This is a genomic window from Lentzea sp. NPDC005914 (assembly GCF_040629405.1).
In the GTDB taxonomy this organism is placed as follows: Bacteria; Actinomycetota; Actinomycetes; order Mycobacteriales; family Pseudonocardiaceae; genus Lentzea.
Window position 1 is genome coordinate 300,049 of sequence record NZ_JBEXVQ010000001.1, and the last position, 24,765, is coordinate 324,813.

General features: G+C 69.1%; 24 protein-coding genes and 1 pseudogene. 8 read left to right on the forward strand and 17 right to left on the reverse strand.

Annotated features, from left to right (window positions below; genetic code table 11):
• Positions 1 to 37: 37 nt before the first annotated feature.
• A pseudogene (locus ABZ345_RS01235) lies at positions 38 to 169 on the reverse strand (LacI family DNA-binding transcriptional regulator); the annotation flags it as partial.
• Positions 170 to 332: 163 nt separating this feature from the next.
• Here ABZ345_RS01235 and ABZ345_RS01240 point away from each other — a divergent pair.
• From ABZ345_RS01240 to ABZ345_RS01255, 4 genes are read left to right on the forward strand one after another with little or no spacing between them, the layout of a single operon-like run.
• The gene (locus tag ABZ345_RS01240) at positions 333 to 1,547 is read left to right on the forward strand and encodes an extracellular solute-binding protein (protein WP_359841673.1); all 1,215 of its coding nucleotides are present in this window, start codon (positions 333 to 335) and stop codon (positions 1,545 to 1,547) included.
• Between the two features lie 7 nt (positions 1,548 to 1,554).
• Complete coding sequence (locus ABZ345_RS01245; RefSeq protein WP_359841675.1) at positions 1,555 to 2,433, forward strand: sugar ABC transporter permease; 879 nt, start codon at positions 1,555 to 1,557, stop codon at positions 2,431 to 2,433.
• A gap of 41 nt (positions 2,434 to 2,474) precedes the next feature.
• Positions 2,475 to 3,233: a carbohydrate ABC transporter permease gene (locus ABZ345_RS01250; RefSeq protein ID WP_359842234.1), complete on the forward strand. Its 759-nt coding sequence runs from the start codon at positions 2,475 to 2,477 to the stop codon at positions 3,231 to 3,233.
• Between the two features lie 13 nt (positions 3,234 to 3,246).
• The gene (locus ABZ345_RS01255; protein ID WP_359841676.1) at positions 3,247 to 4,920 is read left to right on the forward strand and encodes a glycogen debranching protein; all 1,674 of its coding nucleotides are present in this window, start codon (positions 3,247 to 3,249) and stop codon (positions 4,918 to 4,920) included.
• Here ABZ345_RS01255 and ABZ345_RS01260 read toward each other — a convergent pair.
• From ABZ345_RS01260 to ABZ345_RS01295, 8 genes are read right to left on the reverse strand one after another with little or no spacing between them, the layout of a single operon-like run.
• Positions 4,868 to 6,166, reverse strand: a complete 1,299-nt coding sequence (locus tag ABZ345_RS01260; protein ID WP_359841678.1) for a rhamnulokinase family protein — start codon at positions 6,164 to 6,166, stop codon at positions 4,868 to 4,870. The two genes, ABZ345_RS01255 and ABZ345_RS01260, sit on opposite strands and share 53 nt — an antisense overlap.
• Entirely contained in the window at positions 6,163 to 8,187 is a 2,025-nt protein-coding gene (locus ABZ345_RS01265) for a bifunctional aldolase/short-chain dehydrogenase (RefSeq protein WP_359841680.1), read from the reverse strand. Before ABZ345_RS01265 ends, ABZ345_RS01260 begins: the two co-directional genes overlap by 4 nt.
• Position 8,188: 1 nt before the next feature.
• Positions 8,189 to 9,343, reverse strand: coding sequence for an L-rhamnose isomerase (gene rhaI / locus ABZ345_RS01270; protein ID WP_359841682.1), 1,155 nt, complete (start codon positions 9,341 to 9,343; stop codon positions 8,189 to 8,191).
• Between the two features lie 16 nt (positions 9,344 to 9,359).
• Positions 9,360 to 9,671, reverse strand: a complete 312-nt coding sequence (locus ABZ345_RS01275) for an L-rhamnose mutarotase (RefSeq protein ID WP_359841684.1) — start codon at positions 9,669 to 9,671, stop codon at positions 9,360 to 9,362.
• Between the two features lie 2 nt (positions 9,672 to 9,673).
• The gene (gene rhaS, locus ABZ345_RS01280) at positions 9,674 to 10,735 is read right to left on the reverse strand and encodes a rhamnose ABC transporter substrate-binding protein (protein ID WP_359841686.1); all 1,062 of its coding nucleotides are present in this window, start codon (positions 10,733 to 10,735) and stop codon (positions 9,674 to 9,676) included.
• A complete protein-coding gene (locus tag ABZ345_RS01285; RefSeq protein ID WP_359841688.1) occupies positions 10,732 to 11,691 on the reverse strand; it encodes an ABC transporter permease in 960 nt (319 codons plus the stop codon). The genes rhaS and ABZ345_RS01285 overlap by 4 nt, the downstream gene beginning before the upstream one ends.
• Positions 11,684 to 12,760: an ABC transporter permease gene (locus tag ABZ345_RS01290; protein ID WP_359841690.1), complete on the reverse strand. Its 1,077-nt coding sequence runs from the start codon at positions 12,758 to 12,760 to the stop codon at positions 11,684 to 11,686. Before ABZ345_RS01290 ends, ABZ345_RS01285 begins: the two co-directional genes overlap by 8 nt.
• Positions 12,757 to 14,259 carry a sugar ABC transporter ATP-binding protein gene (locus tag ABZ345_RS01295; RefSeq protein ID WP_359841692.1) on the reverse strand — a complete coding sequence of 501 codons (1,503 nt, stop codon included), beginning with the start codon at positions 14,257 to 14,259 and terminating at the stop codon, positions 12,757 to 12,759. The genes ABZ345_RS01290 and ABZ345_RS01295 overlap by 4 nt, the downstream gene beginning before the upstream one ends.
• Positions 14,260 to 14,515: 256 nt before the next feature.
• Between ABZ345_RS01295 and ABZ345_RS01300 the strand changes: the two genes are divergently transcribed.
• Positions 14,516 to 15,523, forward strand: a complete 1,008-nt coding sequence (locus ABZ345_RS01300; protein WP_359841694.1) for a LacI family DNA-binding transcriptional regulator — start codon at positions 14,516 to 14,518, stop codon at positions 15,521 to 15,523.
• Between the two features lies 1 nt (position 15,524).
• Here ABZ345_RS01300 and ABZ345_RS01305 read toward each other — a convergent pair whose 3' ends face one another.
• Both ABZ345_RS01305 and ABZ345_RS01310 read right to left on the reverse strand, forming a co-directional pair.
• Positions 15,525 to 15,992, reverse strand: a complete 468-nt coding sequence (locus ABZ345_RS01305) for a hypothetical protein (protein WP_359841696.1) — start codon at positions 15,990 to 15,992, stop codon at positions 15,525 to 15,527.
• Between the two features lie 47 nt (positions 15,993 to 16,039).
• Complete coding sequence (locus tag ABZ345_RS01310) at positions 16,040 to 16,411, reverse strand: helix-turn-helix domain-containing protein (RefSeq protein WP_359841698.1); 372 nt, start codon at positions 16,409 to 16,411, stop codon at positions 16,040 to 16,042.
• Between the two features lie 66 nt (positions 16,412 to 16,477).
• Here ABZ345_RS01310 and ABZ345_RS01315 point away from each other — a divergent pair, with 66 nt between their 5' ends.
• Together ABZ345_RS01315 and ABZ345_RS01320 are read left to right on the forward strand one after the other, a co-directional pair.
• Positions 16,478 to 17,065 carry an NAD(P)-binding domain-containing protein gene (locus ABZ345_RS01315; RefSeq protein ID WP_359841700.1) on the forward strand — a complete coding sequence of 196 codons (588 nt, stop codon included), beginning with the start codon at positions 16,478 to 16,480 and terminating at the stop codon, positions 17,063 to 17,065.
• A gap of 48 nt (positions 17,066 to 17,113) precedes the next feature.
• Entirely contained in the window at positions 17,114 to 18,217 is a 1,104-nt protein-coding gene (locus ABZ345_RS01320) for a serine/threonine-protein kinase (protein WP_359841702.1), read from the forward strand.
• Between the two features lie 4 nt (positions 18,218 to 18,221).
• On the opposite strand, the gene ABZ345_RS01325 is transcribed toward ABZ345_RS01320, so the two are convergent.
• Complete coding sequence (locus ABZ345_RS01325; RefSeq protein WP_359841704.1) at positions 18,222 to 18,452, reverse strand: hypothetical protein; 231 nt, start codon at positions 18,450 to 18,452, stop codon at positions 18,222 to 18,224.
• Positions 18,453 to 18,889: 437 nt separating this feature from the next.
• Here ABZ345_RS01325 and ABZ345_RS01330 point away from each other — a divergent pair, with 437 nt between their 5' ends.
• Positions 18,890 to 19,093 (forward strand): cold-shock protein, encoded by a 204-nt coding sequence (locus tag ABZ345_RS01330; protein WP_359841706.1) that lies wholly within the window; start codon positions 18,890 to 18,892, stop codon positions 19,091 to 19,093.
• A 2-nt stretch (positions 19,094 to 19,095) separates the two neighbouring features.
• Here ABZ345_RS01330 and ABZ345_RS01335 read toward each other — a convergent pair whose 3' ends face one another.
• Genes ABZ345_RS01335 through ABZ345_RS01355 form a run of 5 tightly spaced genes read right to left on the reverse strand, consistent with a single transcriptional unit; the run spans position 19,096 to position 24,704 of the window.
• Positions 19,096 to 20,682 carry a CocE/NonD family hydrolase gene (locus ABZ345_RS01335; RefSeq protein ID WP_359841708.1) on the reverse strand — a complete coding sequence of 529 codons (1,587 nt, stop codon included), beginning with the start codon at positions 20,680 to 20,682 and terminating at the stop codon, positions 19,096 to 19,098.
• Positions 20,679 to 21,257, reverse strand: coding sequence for a TetR/AcrR family transcriptional regulator (locus ABZ345_RS01340; RefSeq protein ID WP_359841710.1), 579 nt, complete (start codon positions 21,255 to 21,257; stop codon positions 20,679 to 20,681). Before ABZ345_RS01340 ends, ABZ345_RS01335 begins: the two co-directional genes overlap by 4 nt.
• Before the next feature lie 60 nt (positions 21,258 to 21,317).
• Positions 21,318 to 22,736, reverse strand: a complete 1,419-nt coding sequence (locus ABZ345_RS01345; protein ID WP_359841712.1) for a hypothetical protein — start codon at positions 22,734 to 22,736, stop codon at positions 21,318 to 21,320.
• 42 nt (positions 22,737 to 22,778) lie between these two features.
• A complete protein-coding gene (locus ABZ345_RS01350; RefSeq protein ID WP_359841714.1) occupies positions 22,779 to 23,780 on the reverse strand; it encodes a TerC/Alx family metal homeostasis membrane protein in 1,002 nt (333 codons plus the stop codon).
• A 42-nt stretch (positions 23,781 to 23,822) separates the two neighbouring features.
• The gene (locus ABZ345_RS01355; RefSeq protein WP_359841716.1) at positions 23,823 to 24,704 is read right to left on the reverse strand and encodes a cellulose binding domain-containing protein; all 882 of its coding nucleotides are present in this window, start codon (positions 24,702 to 24,704) and stop codon (positions 23,823 to 23,825) included.
• Positions 24,705 to 24,765 lie beyond the last annotated feature (61 nt).

Below are 24,765 nucleotides of genomic sequence, written 5' to 3' on the forward strand. Positions count from 1 at the left end.
CTTCCGCGAGCGCGCGGGCACTGGCGTTGGGCCGGTACCCGAGCTCGTCGATGACGTCGTTGATCCGCTGGGCGGTCGCCGTCGACACCGGCCGTTTCCCGCTCAGCGCGTACGACACGGTGCTCCGGGACACCCCGGCCCGCTTGGCGATCTCTCCGATGTTCATGCGCGCTTCCCGCCTCCGGCCGCTTCTGAGAACCGGTTCGACTACACGTCATCCTAGGCTTTCCCTCTTGCACGACACCATCGCGGGCGATTACGTTGGCGCCCGCTTCCCGATGTCGAACCGGTTCGACCTCTTGTCGTCAGCGCAGCCGCCAGGAAGGACCCCCATGTTCCCCGCCTCTGTCCCCATCAGACTGCTGGCCGCGTTCGGCCTGGTCGCGTCAGTGGCGGCGTGCTCATCGGCGCCGACCACCGCGACACCGGACACCTTCTCCGTCTGGGACCCGTACCCGCAGTTCACCGCCGAGTCCGAGTGGGCGAAGACGATCGACAAGTGCGGTACGGAGGCGGGCGTCAAGATCCAGCGCCAGGCCTACGACACCACCGACCTGACCGGCAAGGTCCTGCTCGCCGCACAGCAGGGCACCGCGCCGCACGTGCTGGTGCTGGACAACCCGGTGGTGTCCACGCTCGCGGAGGCGGGCGTCCTCAAGACGAACCAGGAGGTCGGGCTCGACGCGTCGCAGGTCTCGCCGAACCTGGCCGCGGCCGGGACGATGAACGGCCAGACCTACGGCACACCGATCGGCGCGAACACCCTGGCTCTCTACTACAACAAGGCGGTGCTGACCGGCGCCGGCGTGGACCCGGCGTCGATCAAGGACTGGGACTCGCTGAACGCGGCACTGGCCAAGGTGAAGGCCTCGGGCAAGAAGGGCATCACGTTCTCCGCCATCGGCACGGAGGAAGGCACCTTCCAGTTCCTGCCGTGGTTCTGGGGCGCGAGCGGGGCGCTCACCGACCTGCCGTCGGGCAAGGCGGCGCTCGAGCTGTGGAAGTCCTGGCTGGACAACGGGTACGCGCCCAACTCGGTCGTCGGCAACACGCAGACGACCAGCTGGCAGGAGTTCGCCACCGGCGAGTACGCGTTCACCGAGAACGGCACCTGGCAGCTGGGCAACGCGAAGAAGGCCGGTTTCGAGTACGGGGTCATCCCGATTCCCGGCCGCACCGGAGGAACCGCGCCCGCGCCGACGGGCGGCGAGTTCGTCACCGTTCCGGCGCAGAACAACAAGGACACCGAGGCCAAGGCGGGCCGCATCGCGTCCTGTCTCACCGCGCCGGACAAGGTCCTGGCCTCCGACACCGCGCTGACGTACATCTCGGCCGTGCCTTCCGTGCAGCAGCAACAGGTCGCGGCTCAACCGGAGCTCGCCGTCTGGGTCGAGGCCGTCAAGAGCGCCAAGGGGCGCACCGGGGACAACCTCGGCACGAAGTACCCGAAGATCTCGCAGCCGCTCTGGGGTGCCGTGCAGGCCGCGCTCACCGGTGCCAAGACACCGGAAGCGGCGCTGCGGGACGCCCAGGCGTCGGCGAAGTAGGCACCTGGTGCGTTCGAGGCTGGCCGGCTGGGCCTTCCTGGTTCCACTCGTGGCGTACCTGACGGTGTGCTACGCGTATCCGTTGTTCACCAACGTCGATCTGAGCATCCGCGGGTACACCGTGCGCTCGTTCGTCCACGGTGGCGCGCCGCTGGTCGGGTTCGCCAACTACGCCACCGTGTTCGGCGACCCGACCTTCCGCACGGCGTTGGTGAACACGGTCCTGTTCACCCTGGTGTCGCTGTTCTTCCAGTACACGATCGGGCTTGCGGCGGCGTTGTTCTTCGCTCGCGGGTTCCGGTTGTCGGCGACGTTGCGCGCGTTGTTCCTCGTGCCGTGGTTGCTGCCGTTGATCGTCTCGGCCTCGACCTGGTCGTGGTTGCTCAACAGCGAGTCGGGGCTGGTCAACGCCGTACTGGAAGGCGTGGGCCTGAGTCAGGTCAACTGGCTGACCTCGCCCGAGTGGTCGTTGGTGTCGGTGACGATCGCGAACATCTGGATCGGCATCCCGTTCAACCTCGTCGTGCTCTACAGCGGGCTGCAGAACATCCCGCGCGAGGTCTACGAAGCGTCCGCTTTGGACGGTGCAAACGGCTGGCAGACCTTCTGGCACGTCACGTTCCCACTGCTGCGCCCGGTCTCCGCGATCACCCTGCTGCTCGGGCTGGCCTACACGCTGAAGGTGTTCGACGTCATCTGGATCATGACCAAGGGCGGCCCGAGCGGCTCGTCCACCACGCTCGCCACCTGGGCGTACGAACTCGGGTTCGGCAACATGCTGCCGCGCTTCGGGCCCAGCGCCGCCGTCGGCAACGTGCTGATCCTGATCGCCGTGGTGGCCGGACTGCTCTACATCCGCATGCAACGCAGGCAGGAGCTCGCTTGAGGTCCTGGCGCACACCGGTCGGCGTGCTGATCACCGCGCTGATGCTGTTCCCCGTCTATTGGATGATCACCGTGTCGCTCACGCCGATGAGCGACATGCGCAAGTCGCCCAGCCTCTTCCCGGTCAACCCCACGACCGAGGGGTACGAGCGGGTGCTGCGCGAACAGGTGCCGTACCTCGGCACCAGCCTGCTCGTCGCGCTCGGCACGGTCGTGCTGACCCTGGCGCTCGCGGCACCGGCGGCGTACTCGCTGGCCAAGCTCCGTCCCGCCGGCCGGCAGATGCTCAGCTTCCTGCTGCTGGTCGCGCAGATGATCCCGGGAATCATCATGGCGCTGGGCTTCTACGGCATCTACGTCAAGATCGGCATCACGAACACGGTGTGGGGCCTGGTGCTCGCGGACTCGACCATCGCGGTGCCGTTCGCCGTGCTGGTCCTCACCTCGTTCATGGCGTCCGTGCCGGACGAGGTGCTGCAGGCGGCCAGGATCGACGGCGCGGGGCCGTGGCGGTCGTTCGTCTCGATCGTGCTGCCCGCCAGCCGCAACGGCCTGGTCACCGCCGCGCTGTTCTCGTTCCTGTGGGCGTGGTCCGACTTCCTGTTCGCCGCCACGCTCGACTCCGGCGGCAAGCTGCAACCGCTGACGCTGGGCATCTACCGCTACATCGGCAACAACAACCAGGAGTGGAACTCGATCATGGCCACCGCCGTGGTCGCGTCCGTGCCCGCGACGGTGCTCATCGTGGTGGCCCAGCGCTTCGTCGCGGCGGGCGTCACCTCCGGTGCCGTCAAGGACTGAAAGGAAACCCCCTGTGGCCACCGAGTTCTCCGTGCGGGAGATCCCGTTCAGCCGTTCCGGCGCGTGGTTCGGACTCTCGCCGGTGGTGGGGCTGGCCAGGTACGCGCAGGACGTGCACGTGGTGTCGCACCGAAACGGTATGCACGCCGTGCTGTCCCTGGTGCCGTCGCGGCCCACCGAGATCGTCGCCGACCCGGCGGTGCTCACGTGGCGCAGTGGTGAGTCTCGGATCCAGGCCGTCTTCACCTCGCCTGACACACTCCGGATCTCGGGTAACGGCCTGGGCCTGCGGGTCGGCGCGGCCGAACGCACGCTGACGCCGTTCACCGGCACGTACTTCTTCACGGACCCTTCCGGAGGTGCGGTCTTCACCTCCTACGAGACCGGGCACCGCTTCCGCGTGACAGTCCTTTCCGGACAGTCGCGGTACGTCGGTGCGGAGGATCTCGTGTCCGCGGATCGGGCGGTCGTGCTGGGCGAGGAGCCGTGGGAGCTGGTGATCGAGGAGATCACCACCGCGCGAGAGCCGTACCGCTGCGACATCGGGTTCGACGCCGCCGTGACCGCCGCACGTGAGGAGTTCGCTCGGTTCGTCGACGCCGTTTCACCGTCGCCCGCGGCCGAGCTGGCCTGCTACGTGCTGTGGTCGGCCACCGTCGCCCCGGCCGGGTTCGTGACGCGTCCGGCGGTGCTGATGTCCAAGCACTGGATGGACAAGGTGTGGAGCTGGGACCACTGCTTCAACGCGCTGGCCCTCGCGCCCGGCGCACCGGAGCTGGCCTGGCACCAGTTCCAGGTGGTGTTCGACCATCAGGACGCGCAGGGCGCGCTGCCGGACTCGATCACCCACTCCGAGGTGCTGCGCAACTTCGTGAAGCCGCCGATCCACGGCTGGACCCTCAGCCGTCTGCGCTCACGGCTGCCCGGCGGCCTGCCCGACCCGGAACTGGCCTACCGGCAGCTGTCGGCGTGGACGTCGTTCTGGCTCGACCACCGCAGGGCGCCCGGCAGGCCGTTGCCGTACTACGAGCACGGCAACGACAGCGGCTGGGACAACTCGACGGTGTTCCTGGACGAACGCCTCGTCGAGTCGGCCGACCTCGCCGCGTTCCTCGTGCTGCAGATGAAGGAACTGGCCGTGCTCGGCGCCGAGGTGGGTGACGCGACTGCGTGGGGCGACCGGGCCGACACGATGCTCGCCGCGATGCTGGAGGAGCTGTGGGACGGCAGCAGGTTCGTCAGCCGGGGTGTGGTGTCGGGGGAGTACCGGGCCACCGCGAGCCTGCTCGACCTGATGCCCGTCGTGCTGGGGGAGCACCTGCCGCCCGAGGTGTTCGACCAGTTGTGCGGCGGCATCGCCGAGCACCTGACGTCGGTCGGACCGGCCACCGAGCTGCCCAGTTCGCCGTACTACGAGGCCGACGGCTACTGGCGGGGCCCTGTGTGGGCGCCTGCCACCGTGCTGATCGAGGACGGCCTGCGCCGGGGTGGCGCGGTGGAGCTGGCCGACCTGGTGAGCGCGCGGTTCCGGGCGACCTGCGAGAAGTCCGGGTTCGCCGAGAACTTCGACGCGCTCACCGGACAGGGCCTGCGGGACCGCGCCTACACGTGGACGGCCAGCGCCTACCTCCTGCTCAGCGGGGCAGATAACGCCGCAGCGGCTGGGACTTCCGCACCAACGCCCTGAGGTCGGCGAGCGTGCCGTGCACCGCGGCCACGGCACGCGCCTGCACCAGGACGTTGCCCAGAGCGGTCGCCTCGGCGGGCCCTGCGACCACCGGGAGACCGCACGCGTCGGCGGTGAGCTGGCACAACAACTCGTTGTGCGAGCCACCGCCGACGATGTGCACGACCTCGACCTCCTTGCCGGACAACCGCTGTGCGTCCGCGATGGCGTCGCGGTGGGCCAGGGCGAGACTGTCCAGAATGGACCGCACGATCTCGGGCCTGGTCATGTCTCTCCCGCACCGCTGCCGGATCCGCGCGGGCATGTCGCCGGGTGGGAGGAACACCGGATCGTTGGGGTCGAACACCGAGCCTCGCGCGCCGGCGGCCTCTCGCAGCAACGGTTCCAGCTCAGTGTCCCAGCAGCGCAGGCACTCCTGCAGCAGCCACAGGCCCATGACGTTGCGGAGATAGCGGATCGTGCCGTCGACGCCGCCCTCGTTGGTGAAGTTCGCGGCCTGGCTTTCCGGTGTGAGCACCGGTGCGTCCAGCTCGACCCCCACCAGCGACCAGGTGCCGCACGAGATGTAGGCGAACCGGTCGTTCTCGGCGGGCACCGCGACGACGGCGGACGCGGTGTCGTGCGAGCCGACCGCGGTGACCGGGACGCCGTGGTAGGTGCCCGCAGGGTCGCCGGGATGACGCAGGTCCGGCAACAGGTTCGCGGGCAGGTCACGGGTCAGCTCCGGCGACCACTGTCCTGTTCGGACGTCGATCAGGCCGGTCGTGGTGGCGTTGGTGTACTCGGCGCCGCGTTCCCCGGTCAGCCAGTAGGAGAGCAGGTCGGGGATCAGCAGCAGCCCGGACGCCTGGGGCAGCAGCGGTTCGGCCATCAGCTGGAACATCGTGTTGAACGGCTGGAACTGCAGCCCGTTGACCTCGTACAGGCCGTCCGGTGGCGTGATGCCGTCGGTGCGGGAGTCGCGGTAGTGCACCGGGTTGTCCAGCAGCTTGCCGTGCGCGTCGAGCAGGCCGTAGTCGACCGCCCAGCTGTCGATCCCGATGCTGTCGATCTCGCCCGCGCGCTTCAGCCCCGTCAGCACCTCGCGGTAGAGGCCGGGCACGTCCCAGCGCAGCGTGCCACCGTCGTGCACCGGCCCGTTGGGGAACCGGTGCACCTCCTCGATGTGCGCGGTGCCATCGCTGACGACACCGCGCACGACGCGTCCGCTGGAGGCGCCGAGGTCGACGGCCGCGACCGTTGTCATCGCAGGAAAGCCGCGGCGACACCGGCGTCGACCGGCACGTGCAGGCCCGTGGTGAGCGAGAGATCGCCTGCTGTCAGCACGAACACCGCCGCGGCCACGTGCTCGGGCAGCACTTCGCGCTTGAGCAGTGTGCGCTGGGCGTAGAACTCGCCGAGCTTCTCCTCGGGCACGCCGTAGACGGCGGCGCGCTGGGCACCCCAGCCACCCGCGAAGATGCCGGAGCCGCGGACCACGCCGTCCGGGTTGATGCCGTTGACGCGGATGCCGTCCTCGCCGAGTTCCGCCGCCAGCAGCCGGACCTGGTGTGCCTGGTCTGCCTTCGCCGCGCCGTAAGCCACGTTGTTCGGGCCGGCGAAGACCGCGTTCTTGCTGGAGATGTAGATGATGTCGCCGCCCATCGCCTGGGCGCGCATGACCTTCGCGGCCTGCTGGGAGATGAGGAACGAACCTTTGGCCATCACGTCGTGCTGAAGGTCCCAGTCCGCCTCGGTGGTGTCGGCGAGCGGCTTGGAGATCGACAGACCGGCGTTGTTGACCACCAGGTCCACGCCACCGAACGCGAGTGACGCCGCCCGGAACGCTTCGACGATGCCCGCGGTGTCGGTGACGTCGACGGTCACCGGGACCGCCACGTCCGCCGAACCGATTCCCTCGGCGACTTCGCGCGCGGCATCGCCGTTGCGGTCGGCGACGACCACGCACGCACCCTCGGCGGCCAGTCGCTGCGCGATGGCCCGGCCGATGCCCGACCCGCCACCGGTCACGAGCGCGACGCGGGTGGCGAGCGGTTTGGGCTTCGGCATCCGTTGCAGCTTGGCCTCTTCGAGCGCCCAGTACTCGATGCGGAACTTTTCGCGCTCCTCGATCGGCGCGTACCGGGAGACCGACTCCGCACCACGCATCACGTTGATGGCGTTCACGTAGAACTCGCCGGCGACGCGCGCGGTCTGCTTGTTCCGGCCGAAGCTGAACATGCCGACGCCCGGCACGAGCACGATGGCCGGGTCGGCGCCGCGCATCGGCGGGCTGTCCGGCTCGGCGTTGCGCTCGTAGTACGACTTGTAGTCCTCGCGGTAGGCGTCGTGCAGGTGCTCCAGGCGTTCGATGACATCGTCCAGCGGGGCGTCCGGCGGCAGATCGACGACGAGCGGCCGGACCTTGGTGCGCAGGAAGTGGTCGGGGCACGAGGTGCCGAGCGCGGCCAGTTCGGGATGCCGTTGGCGGGCCAGGAAGTCCAGCACCACGTCGCTGTCGGTGAAGTGGCCGACCTGCGGGGAGTCCGTGGAGACCAGGCCGCGGACCACCGGTGCGAGCTCGGCGGCCCTCACCCGGCGTTCGTCCTCGGGCAGCGGTTCGTGGATCACCGGGCCGAACGGGTCGGGGCGGCCGTGCTCGTCGAGGTAGCGCTGGGCGGTGGCGATGATGTCGAGCGAGTTGGCCTCGCAGTCCTCGCTCGTCGCGCCCCACGCGGTGATGCCGTGCCCGCCGAGGATCACGCCTATGGCCTGCGGGTTGTCACGCTTGACCGCCGCGATGTCCAGTCCCAGCTGGAAACCGGGCCGCCGCCACGGCACCCACACCACTCGTTCGCCGAAGCACGCCTTGACCAGCGCCTCGCCGTCCGCGGCGGTCGCGAACGCGATACCGGCGTCCGGGTGCAGGTGGTCGACGTGCGCCGCGTCGACGAGACCGTGCATGGCCGTGTCGATCGACGGTGCCGCGCCTCCCTTGCCGTGCAGGCAGAAGTCGAACGTGGCGACCATCTCGTCCTCCCGTTCGACACCGGGATAGACGGACGTCAGCGCGCGCAACCGGTCCAGCCGCAGCACGGCGAGACCGGACTCGGTCAGCGTGCCCAGGTCACCGCCGGATCCCTTGACCCACATCAGTTCCACGGGCCGCCCGGTGACCGGGTCGAGCTGCTCGCCCTTGGCCGAGGTGTTGCCGCCCGCGTAGTTGGTGTTGCGCGGGTCGGCTCCCAGCCGGTTGGAACGGTGGAGCAGGGCTTGCACCTCAGTCATGTCAGGCACCCCACCCGGCGGCCTCGCCACCGACTCGTTCACGGACGATCTGCTCGGCGTACCCGGACCGCGCGTACGCGGCCATCGGGTCGGGATCGAGGCTCATCTCCTCGCGCAGTTCCCGCAGAAGTGGGCGGACATCGGTGTTGTAGGCGTCCATCAACGCGCCGTTCGCGCCGAGCACGTCACCGGCTTGTTGTGCCTGAGCAAGTGCCTCGTGGTCGACGAGCAGCGCCTTGGCCGTGGCCTCCTGGACGTTGAGGACCGAGCGGATGATCGCCGGGATCTTCGGCTCCAGGTTGTGGCACTGGTCGAGCATGAACGCGATGCCCGCGGCCGGCGTCAGCGCGTCGGCCAGCACGATCTCGTGCATGATCCGGAACAGCTGGAACGGGTCGGCCGCGCCCACCATCAGGTCGTCGTCGGCGTAGAAGCGCGAGTTGAAGTCGAACGCTCCGAGCTTGTTCGCCCGCAACAGGAACGACACGATGAACTCGATGTTCGTGCCCGGCGCGTGGTGGCCGGTGTCGATCACGACCTGCGCCTTGTCGCCCAGTTGCAGGCAGTGCGCGTACGCCGTGCCCCAGTCCGGCACGTCGGTGGTGTAGAACGCGGGCTCGAAGAGCTTGTACTCCAGCAACATCCGTTGATCAGAGCCGAGCCGCGCGTAGACGTCGCCCAGAGCCTCCGCGAGCCGGTCTTGGCGGGCGCGGATGTTGTCCTGGCCGGGGTAGTTGAGGCCGTCCGCGAACCACAGCTTGAGGTCTCGCGACCCCGTGGCGTCCATGATGTCGACGCACTCGAGCAGATGCCCGATCGCCTTGCGCCGCACGGAAGCATCTGGATGGCACACGCTGCCGAGCTTGTAGTCGTCGTCCTGGAAGACGTTGGAATTGATGGCACCGAGCGCGACCCCGCGGTCCCGTGCGTACTCCGCGAGCTTGCCGTAGTCGTCGACCCTGTCCCACGGGATGTGCAACGCGACCGTGGGCGCGACGCCGGTCAGCCGGTGCACCACCGCCGCGTCGTCGATCTTCTCGTACGGCGTGCGCGGAACTCCCTGCTGCGCGAACACCTTGAACCGGGTGCCGGAGTTGGCGTACGCCCACGACGGCGTCTCGATCCGTTGCCCGCGCAGCGCGTCTTTCACGCTCATCTTTTCTCCATGATGCTCAGTCGAGGTGGAAGACCTCGTCGAGGGGCCGCATCCGTTCGTCGGCGTTGCCGTCACCGACGAAGAACTCCGCCATCTCGGTCTGCCAGCGCGCGTTCACCTCGGTGCGCGCCATCTCCGCGAGTGCCGCGTCGAAGTCGTCGCACTCCAGGTAGCCGATGAGCAGGCCGTCCTCGGCGAGGAAGAGCGAGTAGTTGTGCCAGCCCGCCTCGCTGAGGGCAGCCCGCATCTCCGGCCACACCTCGCGGTGTCGCGCCCGGTAGTCGTCGAGACGGTCCGGGCGGACCCGCAACGTGAAGCAGACGCGCATGGTCAGAAGTCGAACTTGTCGATGTTGTCCTTGGTGAACACGGTCGGCGGGCCGAGCACGACCTCGCCCTTGGCGCCGATCTTGTAGTCACCGAGGTCACCGGCCTTGAACTTCTCGCCCTCCGCACCGGTGATCTGCCCGGACGCCAGCGCTGCCGCGGCGTACGTGGCGAGGTAGCCGAGCTTGGTCGGGTCCCACAGCGAGAACGACTTCACCGTGCCGTCCTGCACGAACTTGCGCAGCTGGTTCGGCGTGCCCAGACCGGTCAGCTGGACCTTGCCCTTGTACTCGGACGAACTGAGGTAGCGCGCCGCGGCCGCGACACCGACGGTGGTCGGCGAGATGATGCCCTTGAGGTTCGGGTGCGCCTGCAGCAGACCCTGGGTCTTCTGGAACGACGTCTGGTCGTCGTCGTTGCCGTACGCGGTCTCCACGAGCTTGAGACCCGAGTACTCGGGCTTCGCGAGCTCGGTCTTCATGACCTCGATCCACGCGTTCTGGTTGGTGGCGTTCGGGGTCGCGGACAGGATCGCGATCTCACCGCTGCCCCCGATCGCCTCCGAGATCAGCTTCACCTGGCCGGCCGCGATCTCGTTGGAGGTGGCCTGGTTGATGAAGACGTCGCGGGCGTCCGGTGCCGCGTCGGAGTCGAACGTGACGACCTTCAAGCCTTGTGAGCGCGCAGTCTTCAACGCCGGCGCGACCGCGTTGGCGTCGTTGGCGGAGATCACCAGCGCGTCCTGCTTCTGCTGCGCGGCGGTGTTGATGTAGGTGACCTGCGAGGACGCGGCGGCGTCGGACGGGCCGGTCGCCTTGACCTCGGCCTTGATCGCCGTGCCCGCCTGCTCGGCGCCCTTTTGCGCCACCGTGAAGTACGGGTTGTTGACCTGCTTGGGCAGGTACGTGATCTTCAGGCCTTCTTTGAGCGGCGCGTTCGGGTCTGCCTTGGCGGCGTTGGTGGCGCCACCGGTCTGCTGGGTCGAACTGTCCTTCGTCGTACCACCACAGGCGGTGAGTGCGACGGCCCCGGACATGACCAGGGCGACCACTAGACGTGTGTTCATGTGGCGGCCTTTCGTAGTGTGCCAACGCGTCGGGTGATGGAGGGGGCGAGCACGCTCACCAGCAGCAGGAGGCCGGTGACGATGGTGAGGACCTCGGTGGAGGTGTCCTGCAGGATCAGCAGGTTGCGCAGGCCGCCCAGCAGCAGCACGCCCGCCAGCACGCCGAAGAGCGAACCCTTGCCACCGAAGATGGACACGCCGCCGAGCAGGACCGCGGCGACGACGGCCAGCTCCAGCCCGACGCCGTTGTCCGCGCGGGCGCTGGAGAAGCGGAACGTGTAGACGATGCCGGCGACCGCGGCCACGGCTCCGGCGAGCACGAAGAGGGTGAGCTTGATCCGCTTGACCCGGATGCCGGAGAACCGGGCTCCTTCCTCGTTCGCCCCGATCGCGTACACCGACCTGCCGAACGAGCTGGCGTGCAAGGCGATGCCGAACAGGACGGCGAGGATCGCGGCGAGCACGATCGGGTAAGGGATGCCGGTGCCGGGCATCGGTGTCGTGCCGAACGCGGTGTAGCTCGCCGGGAAGTCCGCGACGGCCGTGTCGCCCAGCACGACCAGCGCGAGGCCGCGGTAGAGGGCGAGCGTGCCGATGGTGACCGCGAGGCTGGGCAGGCCGAGCCTCGTGACGAGCAGTCCGTTGAACGCTCCGCAGACCGCGCCGATGACGATGACCGTCGGCAGGATGGTCTCGAGAGGCCAGCCCGCGTTCCACAGCCAGCCGATCATCGCGCTGGACAGGCCGAGCACCGAGGCGACGCTCAGGTCGATCTCGCCCGCGACGATCACCAGCGTCAACGGCAGCGCGATGAGCGCGATCTCGCCGATGTCCAGGCCGAGGTAGAAGAGGTTGCCGCCGGACAGGAACGATCCATCCGTGCTGACCTGGCCTGTCAGCGCCACCACGATCAGCAGGAACACCAGCGCGGTCTCCCACCGCAGGAGGTTACGCATGGCTGGTTCCTTCCGTGGTGCGCAGGGCCTTGGCCAGCCGGAGCGCCAGGAGCCGGTCGACGGTGATGGCGCTCAGCAGGAGCGCGCCCGCGATCGCCTGCTGCCAGAACGCGGGGATCTGCAGCACCACCAGGCAGCTGGTGATCGTGCCCAGGAGAAGCGCGCCGAGCGCGGCTCCCGCCACGGTTCCGGAGCCGCCGAAGATCGCGACGCCGCCGACGACCACCGCCGCGACGACCTGGAGTTCCAGGCCCGTGCCCGCGGCCGCGTCGACCGTGCCGTAGCGGGCGACCCACAGCGCGCCGGCCAGTCCCGCGATCAGTCCTGAAAGGACGAACGTGGTGAGCGTGCGCCTGGCCACCGGGATGCCGGCGAGGGTGGCGGCCTCCGGGTTGGAGCCGATCGCGTACAGCTCGCGGCCGGAGCGGTAGGAGCGCAGGTAGACCGCGGCCACCGCGATGACCACGACCGTGATGAGGACGAGGATCGGGATGCCGAGGACGCGGCTGCTGCCCAGGTCCAGCAGGGCGTCGGGGAGGTTGGCGGCGTTGACCTGCCTGCCGTGGGCCAGGGCGAAGTCGATGCCGCGGAACACGTACAGGGTGCCGAGGGTGACCACGAGGCTGGGGACGTTGCCCAGCGCCACCAGGAGGCCGTTGAGGAGCCCGCACGCGAGTCCGACCGCGATGCCGAACCCGATGCCCGCGAGGAGCGGCGTGCCGGGGTGGTCGGCGAACTGTTGTGCGGTCAGGAAGGCGGACAGGCCGAGGACCGAACCGACGGAGAGGTCGACGTTGCGGGTCACCACCACGAGGGTCTGGCCGACGGCCAGGAGCGCGACGATCGAGGCGTTGAGGAGGAGGTCGCGGAGGCTTTGGGGCTGGATGAACCTCGGGTTCACGATCGCGGTGGGGATGACGACCAGGGCCAGGGCGACGACGATGCCGAGTTCGCGAACGCGGCCGACTCGGGTGGAGAGGCGGCGGGCCGCGGTGCGCCGGCTGGGCGGGGGCGCGTCGCGCACCTCGGTGGGGTGCGGTGGTGCTGAGTCGCTCGTTCGCGGGGTCATCGCGCCACCACCTGTCCGGCCGCCGCGAGCGCCACCCGTTGCTCGGTCGCCTCGGCCCGTGACAGCTCCTCGACCAGCCGTCCCTCGTGCATCACCAGCACGCGGTCGGCCATCCCGAGCACCTCTGGTAGCTCCGAGGAGATCATCAGCACGGCCACGCCCTGACCGGCCAGCTCCGACAGCAACCGGTGCACCTCGGCCTTCGTCCCCACGTCGATGCCGCGCGTCGGTTCGTCGACGATCAGCACAGAAGGCTTGCGCGCCAGCCACTTCGCGAGCACGACCTTCTGCTGGTTGCCGCCGGACAGCACCCCGACCGGGTCGCTCAGCTTCGCGAACTTCAGCCGCAGCCTGACCGCCCAGTCCTGGGCGAGGGCGCGTTCACTGCGACGCCGCAACAACCCGAACGTCGACAGGCGACCCAACGACGCCAGCGCGGTGTTGCGTTCGATGGACGCGTCCATCACGAGCCCCTGCTGGCGCCGGTCCTCCGGCACGAACCCGATGCCCGCGGCCATGGCGGCGGTGGGGGAGCCGTACTTGAGCTTGCGGCCGCGCACGACGACGGAACCGCCGTCGGGCCGGTCGATGCCGAACACCGCCCGCGCGACCTCGCTGCGGCCCGCGCCGACCAGTCCGGACAGCGCCACGATCTCGCCCGCCCGCACGTCGAACGACACATCGGTGAACACGCCCTCGCGAGTCAGCCGCTGCACCGACAGCAGCACGTCGCCGGCCGTCGTGTCCTCCTTGGGGAACAGCTGCGACAGCTCTCGGCCGACCATCCGGCGCACCAACGAGTCCGGCGTCTCGTCGGTGAGCGGACCGGACCAGACGAACTCGCCGTCGCGCAACACCGTGGCCCGCTGGCACAGCTCGAACACCTCGTTGAGCCGGTGCGACACGAACAGAACCGCCGCGTCGTGCGACCGCAACGCCTGCACCACACCGAAAAGCCGCTGGACCTCGTGCGCGGAAAGGGCGGCTGTCGGCTCGTCCATCACGATCACGCGGGCGTCGAACGACAGCGCCTTGGCGATCTCGACGAGCTGCTGGTCCGCAATGGACAGTCCGCGTGCCGGACGCGCGGGATCGAGCCGGACACCGAGGCGGGAGAACAACTCCGACGTGCGGGCGTGCATCTCGGACACGTCGATCCGGCGGCCGAAGCCGAGCGGTTGACGGCCCATGAACACGTTCTCCGCCACCGACAGGTCACCGAAGAGCGTCGGTTCCTGGTAGATGATCGCGATGCCGGCGGCGAGAGCGTCGGCAGGGCCGGAGAACCGCTGCGGAGAGCCGTCGACCAGCACCTGGCCCGCGTCCGGGCGGTGCACCCCGGCCAGGGTCTTGATCAGCGTCGACTTGCCCGCGCCGTTCTCCCCGAGCAGCGCGTGGGCCTCGCCGGGCAGCAGTCGCAGCGACACCCCGGACAACGCGCGGACGGCGCCGAAGGACTTGCTCACCTCGTCCAGTGCCACCACGGGAGGTCGGTCCACGTCCGTCTCCTCGATGTTGAAACGTTTTAACCGCCGAGTTACGTGCACTCTGGGTGTGTTACGGCCACATGTCAAGGGACCCGAGGTACGATTCGTTGTCACGTTTCAACAAAGGCGGTTCGCGCCGGTCGTCCGAGTCGCCTCGTCTTCGTGACTCGGTGAAGCCCGGTCACGGCGAGACGGCGGCCGGATGACAGGCTGCCCGGTGAACTCGCCGGAGTCCGCGAAGCAGCGACCAGGAACGAAGGAGCCGCCGGTGAAGCCGTCAGTGGGCATCCGCGACGTCGCGCACCACGCCGGCGTGTCGAACGCGACCGTCTCGAACGTGCTGAACCGGCCCGACGTCGTCGCCCCGGCGACGCGGCAACGGGTCCTGGCCGCGATCGAGGAGCTCGGCTTCGTGCGCAACGAGTCCGCGCGCCAGCTGAGGGCGGGCCGCAGCAGGGTCATCGCCTACGTCGTGCTCGACGCGGCGAACCCGTTCTTCACGGACGTGGCCCGTGGCGTGGAGGACGCGGCACGAGACGCGGGGCTCGCGCTCTTCCTGTGCAACAGCGCGTCGGACGACGGCCGCGAGCGCGAGTACCTGGAGCTGCTGCACGAACAACGCGTCGAGGGCATCCTGATCACCCCGGTCGACGGCGAGAGCGCGCAGTTCGCCGAACGCGGCACCCCGGTCGTGCTGGTCGACCGCGAGTCGCCGGACGGCACGCACTGCTCGGTCGCCGTGGACGACGTGCTCGGCGGCGAGCTCGCGGTGACCCACCTGATCGAGACCGGCCACACCCGCATCGCGATGGTCGGCGGCCCGCTGTCGATCCAGCAGGTGCGAGATCGTCACGAGGGGGCGTTGCGCGCGCTCACCAACGCCGGCCTGCCCCGGGACGCGCTCACGGTGCTGGAGACGAAGAGCTTGCAGGTGGCGGAGGGCCGCGGCGCGGGGGAGCGGCTGGTGGGCCTGCCCGCGTCGCGCCGCCCCACTGCCGCGTTCTGCGCCAACGACCTGCTCGCGCTCGGCCTGCTGCAGTCGATGACGCAGCAGGGCCTGAAGGTCCCGGACGACCTGGCCGTCGTGGGCTACGACGACATCGAGTTCGCCGCGGCCGCCGCCGTGCCGCTGACGTCGGTGCGCCAGCCGCGTGAACAGCTGGGCCGCACCGCCGCGAGTCTGCTGCTGTCCGAGAACGAGCCGGACCACGAGCACCGGCACGTGAAGTTCCAGCCGGAGCTCGTGGTCCGCGCGTCCAGTGCCGTCAAACGGTGAATTACCGGACGAGCATCATTTCGCGGTCTTGTTCGACAGTGCTTGAACTGTCCGGCGGCAGATAGACGTTCAGCGACGCCGACGTGAATGCGACGCCCGGCCGGAACGCTTTCGTGCGCGACACCACGGTCACGTCGACCTTGTGGAATTCGCCGGTGCACGGAACGCTCGGCGTGTATTTCTCGCCGATCGCGAGCTCACCGCGGACGTTCTGGGTGACCTGCACCCACAGCGACCCGGTGGCGCCTTGCTGGCACATCACCCTCGTGGGCACGGTCACCGCAGCTCCGCGTGCCTCCAGCCGGCCCTGCGGCTGAACAACGACAGCGGCCTCGACCGGCGGGGCCGCCGCAATGGACGGCACCGCGGTGGCCACTATTGCGGCTGCCGTCAGCACGAACGTCGAAAATGCACGCATGGTTTTTCCACCTCGTTGTTGTTGGCGGTTGTCGCGGCCGCGATCCGACATTAGTCACGGGGTGATCAACCGAGCGAGGGGCCAAACAGCGGACGAATTCAGGTATCGCCGAACATCGCGGTCCGCACGGTGTCGCCGTGCTCGTCGGCCCAGGCGCCCAGGGCGAAGATCGGTACCAGCAGATCACGCCCGGCGGCCGTCAGCGAGTACTCGACGCGCGGCGGTGCCTCGGCGTAACGGCGGCGTTCGACGAGCGCCATGGTCTCCATGCGGCGCAACGTCTGCGTGAGCATCTTCTGGCTGATGTGGCCGATGGTCTCGCGCAGGTCGCCGGGCCGCATCGGGCCGTCCCGCAACGTGTAGACGATCACCATCAGCCACGAGCTGCCGAACAGGTCGACTGCGAGCCTGGCCGGGCAGTCGGCCTCGAAGTCGCCGTACGGTCCCAGGTCCACCTGTTCGGTCGTCACGGTGTCCAGCCTGCCAGCGCCGTTGCGCACCCGCGGGTGCCTTTCGAACTTCCTAGCGTCTGCGGCATGCGAATCGGAATCATCGGTGCCGGGCAGATGGCACGGGCACTGGGCAACGGCTGGGCCGCGGCGGGCCACGAGATCAGGTACGGCAAGCGCGGCGAGATCGGGGAAGCGGTGGAGTTCGGTGACGTCCTGCTGCTGGCGGTGCCGGTGTCAGCGCTCACCGACGTTCTGCGGCAGGGAAACTTCGGCGGGAAGATCGTGATCGACTGCACGAACGCCTTCGAGCCGGACAGCGGCGGCATGGTGCTGAGCGAGGACGCCGTCGCCGAGCGCGTCGCCAAGCTCGCACCGGGTGCGCGCGTGGTGAAGGCGTTCAACCTGTGCGCCGCCGAGGTGTGGGCCGCCGACGAGCGCGTGTTCGAGGGACGCCGCCTGGTCGTGCCGCTGTGCGGTGACGACGAGGACGCACTGGCTCAGGCAGAGACGCTCGTCCGCGACCTGAAGGCGGAACCGGCGAGGGCGGGCGGGCTGCACCGGGCCCGGTACCTGGAGGCGATGTCGGTCTTCGTGGTCGGACTGTGGTTCGGGGGCGTCGACGCACGCGCGGTGCTTCCGCCGCTGGAAGCCGCGTTCGCCGTCGCGGACTGACCTCGCAGACCGACGGTTGGGACGTCTGTCCGGTGGGAATCCCGGACCATGCCGGACAGACGTCTTCTCGCCGACCGCTACCGGCTGGGCGAACTGCTGGGCACGGGTGGCATGGCGGAGGTCCGCCGGGCCACGGACGTCGTGCTGGACCGCGACGTCGCGGTCAAGCTGTTCCGGACCTGCCAGGACGAGGTGGACGTCCGGCGGTTCACCAACGAGATCCGCACGCTCGCGACGCTGTCGCATCCAGGACTGGTGTCCGTGTACGACGCGGACACGTCCGGCGACACCCCGTTCATGGTGCTGGAGCTCGTCGAGGGCCGCACGTTGCGCGACCGGATCGCGAACGGGCCGATGGACGTCGACGAGGTCCGGAGGCTGGGAGCGGCTCTGGCGGACGCACTGTCGCATGTGCACGGTCACGGGTTCATCCACCGCGACGTCAAGCCGTCCAACATCCTGCTGGACGACGACGGCGTTCCGCGCCTGGCCGACTTCGGCCTCGCGCGCCTCGCGGACGGTGCGCGGCTGACGCGGGCCGACCAGGTCGTCGGCACCGCGGCCTACCTGGCGCCGGAGCAGGTGCGCGGTACGGAGATCACCTCGGCGGTCGACGTGTACGCCCTGGGACTGGTGCTGCTGGAGTGCCTGACCGGGCACCGCGAGTACGAGGGCGCGGAGATCGAGGCGGCCGTCGCCCGGCTGCACCGCCCTCCGGTGGTTCCGGCTGATCTCCCGTTCGGTCTCACGCGGCTGTTGTCGCTGATGACGGCCCTGTCCCCGGCTCGCCGGCCGTCCGCACGCGACTGCGCCGACGCCCTGCTCGATTCGGGCCCGCCGACGCGCGTCGAGACGGTCCGGCGACCTTCCCGCGGACTGCTCGTGGCCTCCTCGGCCGCGGTGCTGCTCGCGGCGGTCGGCACGGGACTCGTCGTGCAGAACCGCGCCACGCCCGCGGAGTCGGCGCCGCCCGTGTCCACCTCGACGCAGCCGCAGACCGTTCAGCAGACTCCGGTGCCCGTCGTCGAGCAGCAGCCTGTGGTCGAGCAGCCTGTCGTTCCGACCACCGCCGCGCCGCCCCCTGTCCAGCAGGAGGACAGGAGCGGCAAGGCGAAACCGGGCAAGAAGAACGGCAAGGGCAAAGGGCCCTGACCCGTCAGCGGTTCGAGGACGGGAACTGGCCGCCGCTGCTGCCCAGCGCGAGCAGTTCGGTGTACTGATCCTGCCAGGACCGCTCGGTGGTCAGCAGATCCGCGAGGCGTTGCACCCATTCGGTGCTGATGGGCAGCTCGGAGCCGGACGCGAGGTGACGTTCCGTCTCCGCGCGGGCCTTGCGCCATTCGGACAGGGTGGGGCCGACCGCGGGGCCGCCGTGCTCATCTGACATGCGACGACAGTACTGCGCGCCGTGCTGGGGCCGCCTCTGATGTACAGTCGGCCCGGTCGGGGTTCGGAGTTGTCGGCAGCCCGCCGTCGGGTCCCCCGATCCAGTTCGGCGCGGTGGTCATCCGGCCGGAGACAGGAGCACCGGCTTGCTGCCGGATCATCAGCTCTACCTCGTTCCATCCGATTCCTCGCAGGCCGATGATGTTCGACGGTCATTCGTGCGGCTGATGCCCCGATGACATCACTCGACACATCTCGTCCCGTCCGCCGTGCGGCGCTCGACTTCGCCGACGCGCGCATAGCCGCAGAACAGGCAGAAGCCGTTCAGCAACACGCGGCAGCCCGCAGAGTGGCAGAACGCGCCCATGACGCGAGCGACTGCAGGGAACTTCTCCTGATGCTCGGTCTCTCCGCCCAGCCGACGCTAGGAGCACGCGAATGACTCAGGGCACCGTGAAGTGGTTCAACGGCACCAAGGGCTTCGGTTTCATCGCGCCGGAAGGCGGTGGCGCCGACCTGTTCGTGCACCAGTCCGAGATCGTCGGCTACGACCACCAGGGCCTCCCGGACAACCAGGCCGTCGAGTTCGAGATCGGTCAGGGACAGAAGGGGCCGCAGGCGGTCTCCGTTCGCGTCCTCTGACGTCAGCGCACCGGAAGCGTGATCGCGGACGGCCGGACTGGTCCGATGTGGACGGTCTGGTCGGCCGCGAGCAACCTGGTGGCCGTGGCACGCGACTCACCGGTGCCGGGATTGCGGGCGTAGCGCGGGAAAGCGCCGCTCGACACCTGCACCCGGATGCGGTGACCGCGCCGGAAGCGGTACGCCGTCGGCCACAACCGGACGGCGGCGCACTGCACCTCTTCAGCTCCGGTCAGGCTCACCAGCCCGTCGCACACGTTCCACGACCGGCCCTGCGGATCGACGTCGCAGAGCCGCACGAACACATCGGCGTGCGACAGGCTCGACGAGAACCAGATCTCCGCGCTCACCTCACCGACCACCTCGACGTCCTCGTCGAGAACGGGCGTGGTGTAGGTGAGCACGTCCTGCCGGGCCTCCACCGCGGTGTTGTCGGCGCGGCCGCTGTCCTCGACCATCCGCACGCCCCCTGCCGCCGGCGTGGGATCGGCGGGGTCGTAGCGGTAGGAGTCCACGGAGGACTCAACAGGCTCCGGACCCAGTTCGCCGCCGGCGCCGAGGTGGAAGCGCCGCGGCTCGTAGCCCGGCGGCGGCCACGACGGGAAGTCGCGCCAGGCCTCCTCGCCCATCACGTACAACCTGACCGGCGCGCGGTCCGGTGGCTGCGTGCCCCGCGCGTGGGCGAGTCCGAACGAGACGGCCTCGTCGACCGGCGTGGAGTTGAACTGCGCGTGCGTCCACGGCCCGATGGTCAGCCGTGCCGGACGACCTTTCTCCTGCAGCACCTGGAAGTCGCGCAGTTGGCCGGGCAGAAAGATGTCGTACCAGCCACCGATCGAGCTGACCGGCACGGTGACGTCCGCGACCCGCGCGCTGTGGTCGAACCCGTCCCACCGCTGGGAGTCGGCGTCGTGGACGAGGATGTCCTGGATGTAGGCGGACCGCTCGCCGAGCGCGGCGACGTCGGCCTCTCGCAACGGAAGCGTGCTCAGCGCCCGCGCGGTCTTCTTGCCCTGCCGCAACTGACGCAGCATCGCCAGCGGCCGTTCCTGGATGCCGACCAGCACACCCCACGCGAACGGCGTCTCCAGCGACATGCCGTCGGCGCGCAGGAACTCGAGCGTCAGCGCGGACTCGGTCACCACCGGGATCATCGCCTTGACCTGCGGCGGCAGCTGGTCGGCGACGGTCCACTGCACGTGCCCCAGATAGCTCATCCCGTACAGCACGATCGCGTCGCTCCACGGCTGCGCCACCAGCCAGTCGAGGGTCGCGAGGCCGTCCTCGCGTTCCTGGCGCATCGGGTCGAACGTGCCACCGGACCCGAACCCGCCGCGCACGCTCTGGATCACCACCTGGTACCCGCGCTCGGCGAGGGGCCTCGCCAGGAGGTTGCCGATGCCGCTGCGGCCGTAGGGGGAGCGGAGCAACGCCGTGGGCAGCCGGTCGCCACCGGAGCGCGGCATCCACCGGTCCGCCAGCAGCTCGACACCGTCGGACATCGGCACCCGCAAACCCTTCTGCACCACGACGTTGCGCGTCAGTGGCGGCGAGAGCTTCAGCTTGCGCTCGATCAGGCGGCTGATCATGACATCTCCATCAGGACGGACATCACGGCGATCAACCGGTCGGTGAACGCCTCCGGGTCGCGCGCGCCGTCGATCACCCAGGCCGTCACGAACGACCCGGCTCCTCCGGTGATGAAAGCGGCGAGGTCGTCGGCGGCTTGCGCGCTGAGCCGGTCGCCGTAAACGTGCTCGACACCCTGCCGGTTGACGGGCAGGAGCAGGCTGATCAGCCCGCGGTCCAGCGCGTAGGCGCAGGAGCCGGTCAGCAGGGCGCGGTAGAACACCTTGTGCTCGGCGAAATGCCGGGCCATGGCGAGGATCTCGGGCCGCGGGTCCACCGGTTGCCGCAGTTCCGCGACGCAGGGGAGCAACTCGCGGCGGGCGAGGTCGAGGCCGGACTCCAGCAGCACCGTGTCGAGGTCGCCGAAGTGCTGGTAGACGACCCGGCGGCTCACGTCGGCGGCCTCGGCGATCTCGGACAGCGTGATCGCCGTCGTGCCGCGCGCGGTGACCAGGTCGAACGCGGCCCGCAGCACGGACGCGCGGGTGCGGCGCACCCGGCGATCGCGTGCAGGCTCGACCACGTGCAGATCCATGCCCAGATCATGCACACGTGTTACTAAATATTCAAGTGTTACTTATTGCGGCCAGGTCGATCACGCACCCCGCCCCAGGTACTTCTTGATGCAGTGCACGACCCCGAGCCTGCTGGCGAACGCGTTGAAGTCGGCGAGCCGGACCACCGTGAACCCGAGCCCGCTCCACAACTGCTCCATCGAGTCGTCGATCACGGCCAGGTCCGCCTGCGGGCCGTGCCCGAACGTCGGCAGGTACACGGTCCGGCCGCTGGAACTGTTCTCCACCAAGCAGTTGTTCCAGGTGATGTGGTGCCACGACCGGACGCTGATGGTGGACGACGGTTGCGCGCCCGCCGCCGCGAAGGACGCGACCACCTCGCGCAGTTCGGCACCGTCAGGAGTGTCGGCGAACGAGCGCAGAGCGGAGAAGGCGAGCTGCTGGGTGATCTCCGGCCGGTGCACGAGCGGGTTGCGCACGACGTCGAACCCGCGCTGGGAGAACTCGGCGGCGATCTCGTCGTACGCGGTCTGCAGGGAGAACGGCGACCGGGTGCCGAGCGCGGCGTCGGCGAGCTGAGGGCTGCCCACGAGCACGCGGAACCGGCCGTCCGAGCCAGGACCGGCCAGTGTCACGAACATGTCGATGTGGAAGATCGGCTGCAGGTCACCGGTGCCGCCACCGGGCAGGTCGAGGAGGAACTCGCCGCCCACCACGGTCGCGTAGTACTTCTTGAGCCCCAACGGGCGTTTCGTGCCGACGAGCCGAAGTTCACGAGCGCTGTCCACGTGCCGGCTGAAGAGCTCGCGGACGAACTCGACCTCGGTCCAGCCGGCAGGCACGCTGATCGGCAGCTCGCCGGTGCGGACCAGCTCCAGCGTGTCGAGGAAGTAGTCGGTGCCGAGCAACCAGAAGTCGTCGCCGATCAGGCAGTTGCCGCCCTGGAACACCAGCGGTGCCTGGCTCGCCCGCACCGACGTGTACTCCTCGACGGTGTCCGCGATCAGCGAGTCGCCCGAGCGGGGGAACGACCACGGCTCCAGCAGGTAGGTCTGGGACTCACCGGCGTCGACGAGCGCCAGGTACCCGTCCTCGGCCCAGTCGGTGAAGTCCACGTAGTCGGGCATCGGCACGTACGACACGTTCGCCGCGGGATGCCCGGCGAACCACTCCTCGACGGTCTGCCGGTCGCTCTCGTGATGCACCACGACGAACCGGGTGCCGGCGCGCATCGCGTCGATCACCGACCGGTAGCCCGCCACGAGCTCGGCGCTCTGGACGCCGTAGGAGGGGAACGACAACAGCAGGCTGTCGATCGTTCCCGACCACGACGAGATCAGGCTGGGACTCTGCACGCCTGGCCTGGCGCGGAACACGTTCAGCGTCGCGGCACGGGTGGAGCCGAAGGCGGGGAACAGGTCGGAGTCGGTGCGCTTGTGCTGCGGCGCATCGGGAACGAGGAAGCGGTAAGCGGCGTCTCCGTACGTGCCGGCACCCACAGTGCACCTCCGTGATCGGGTGTGGGCAGCTTCCCACAACGATCACTCGGACTCAGGCGATTCCTGATGCCCGCGCAACGAACCGGGGTGCGCCTTGGCCGATGGGTCGTTGCGGGTCTTGACGAGGCTGGCGACGGTCACGATCACCAGGATCGCGATGATCACGCCGAGGCTGAGCGGCGTCGGCACCTCGGGGATCGACGCGGAGATGTCGACGTGGCCCCAGTGCAGGATCAGCTTGACGCCGATGAACGCCAGGATGATCGCGAGACCGGCCGACAGGTACACGAGCCGGTCGAGCAGGCCCTTGACGAGGAAGAACAACGCGCGCAGGCCGAGCAGCGCGAACGCGTTGGCGGTGAACACGATGTACGGCTCCTCGGTGACGCCGAACACCGCGGGGATCGAGTCGAGCGCGAACAGCAGGTCGACGCCGCCGATGGCCACCAGCACGACGAACAGGGGAGTGGCCATGCGGCGGCCGTCGAGGCGCGTGAAGATCTTGCCGCCGACGTAGTCGTCGGTGACGGGCAGGAGTTTGCGGGCGGTCTTCACGACGATGTTGTTCTCGACGTCGGGGTCCTCGTCGCGGTGCCGGAACAGCTGCACAGCGGTGAAGATCAGCAGCAGGCCGAACAGCAGGAACATGAACGAGAACAACGACAGCAGCGTCGCGCCGACCGCGATGAAGATGCCGCGCATGATCAGCGCCAGCACGATGCCGAACGTCAGCACCTTGTGCTGGTGCTCCTCGGGCACCAGGAACGTCGTCATGATGATCACGAAGACGAACAGGTTGTCGACCGAGAGGCTCTTCTCGACGATGTACCCGGCGAAGTACTCCGCGCCGAACCCGCCGCCGTGGGCGCTGGCGAACCACACGCCGAACCCGATGGCGACGAGGATGTAGAACACCGACCACAGACTGGCCTCGCGGAAGCCGATCCGGTGCGGGCGCCAGGCCGCGAGCACGAGGTCGACCGCCAGCAGCAGCACGATCACACCGATCGTCGCCGCCCACGTCAGTCCGCTGATCTCCAGCACAGAGCACTCCTCCGAGAAGTTCCTGTCCGTCTTAAGTGGACGTTACCGGACCGGGCACGGGTGGTCGTTCAGGGAGAACCCGGTCGGGGCGGGATTGTCGGCGTAGCTCCTTCCGGTATACCCGACGACCTGCCTGCCTCCCACCGGGATGTCGGCGGTGTACGACACGTTGGTCGCGCTCACGTCGGCGCCGGACTGCTTGGCCGTCGCGTTCCACATGTCCGTCACGATCTGACCACGGGTGAACTTCCACCGCAGCGTCCAGCCGGAGATCGGCCTGTTGCCCGTGTTGGTGATCGTCACGTCAGCGTTGTAGCCGCTGTTCCAGCGATAGGTGACGCGGTAGCTGACGGCGCACCCGAACACAGGCGCGGGCGTGGTCGTCGGCACGGGCGAGGGCATCGTGACGACGACGGGTGGCGGGGCCGTGCTGGTGGGCGGTGTGGGCTGGCCGCGGCAGGGATCGCCCCAGAGTCCGAGCCCTGCCTTCGTCGCGGCGACCTCGGCGTCCACGAACGCCGGATCGTGCGGGGAGTCGCCGCGCAGCACGCCCTGGCTGACGGCGAGCAGCGCGTACTCGGTGCCGTCGTTGAGCCACAGGGGCGCCTCGTCGACGATGGCGGGATCGCCCGGTTCGACCTTCACCTGCTTGTCGAGCAGAAACGCCTTGGCGAACGCGGTGGCGGCCTTCGCCCAGCACTCCTCGGGCGCGGCGAGCCCCGCCACGTGGATGCGGGTGCCGTCGGACAGCAGAACGGTGCGGCCGTCCTCCACGCCCTGGACGGTGAGCGTGTTCGACAGCGTCGGCGGCGCGATGAGGTGATGCGTGGTCGGCGGAGCGGGAACCGCCGGATCGGGAGTTCCGGAACATCCGGCGCTCAGGAATATCGCCGTCATGATCGTGACGGCCGGTATGGGTCTCATTCTTCCCCCGGTACTGCTGCTGGTGCGTGGAGCCCGGCAATGGCCGGAAAGTAGGCCTCTA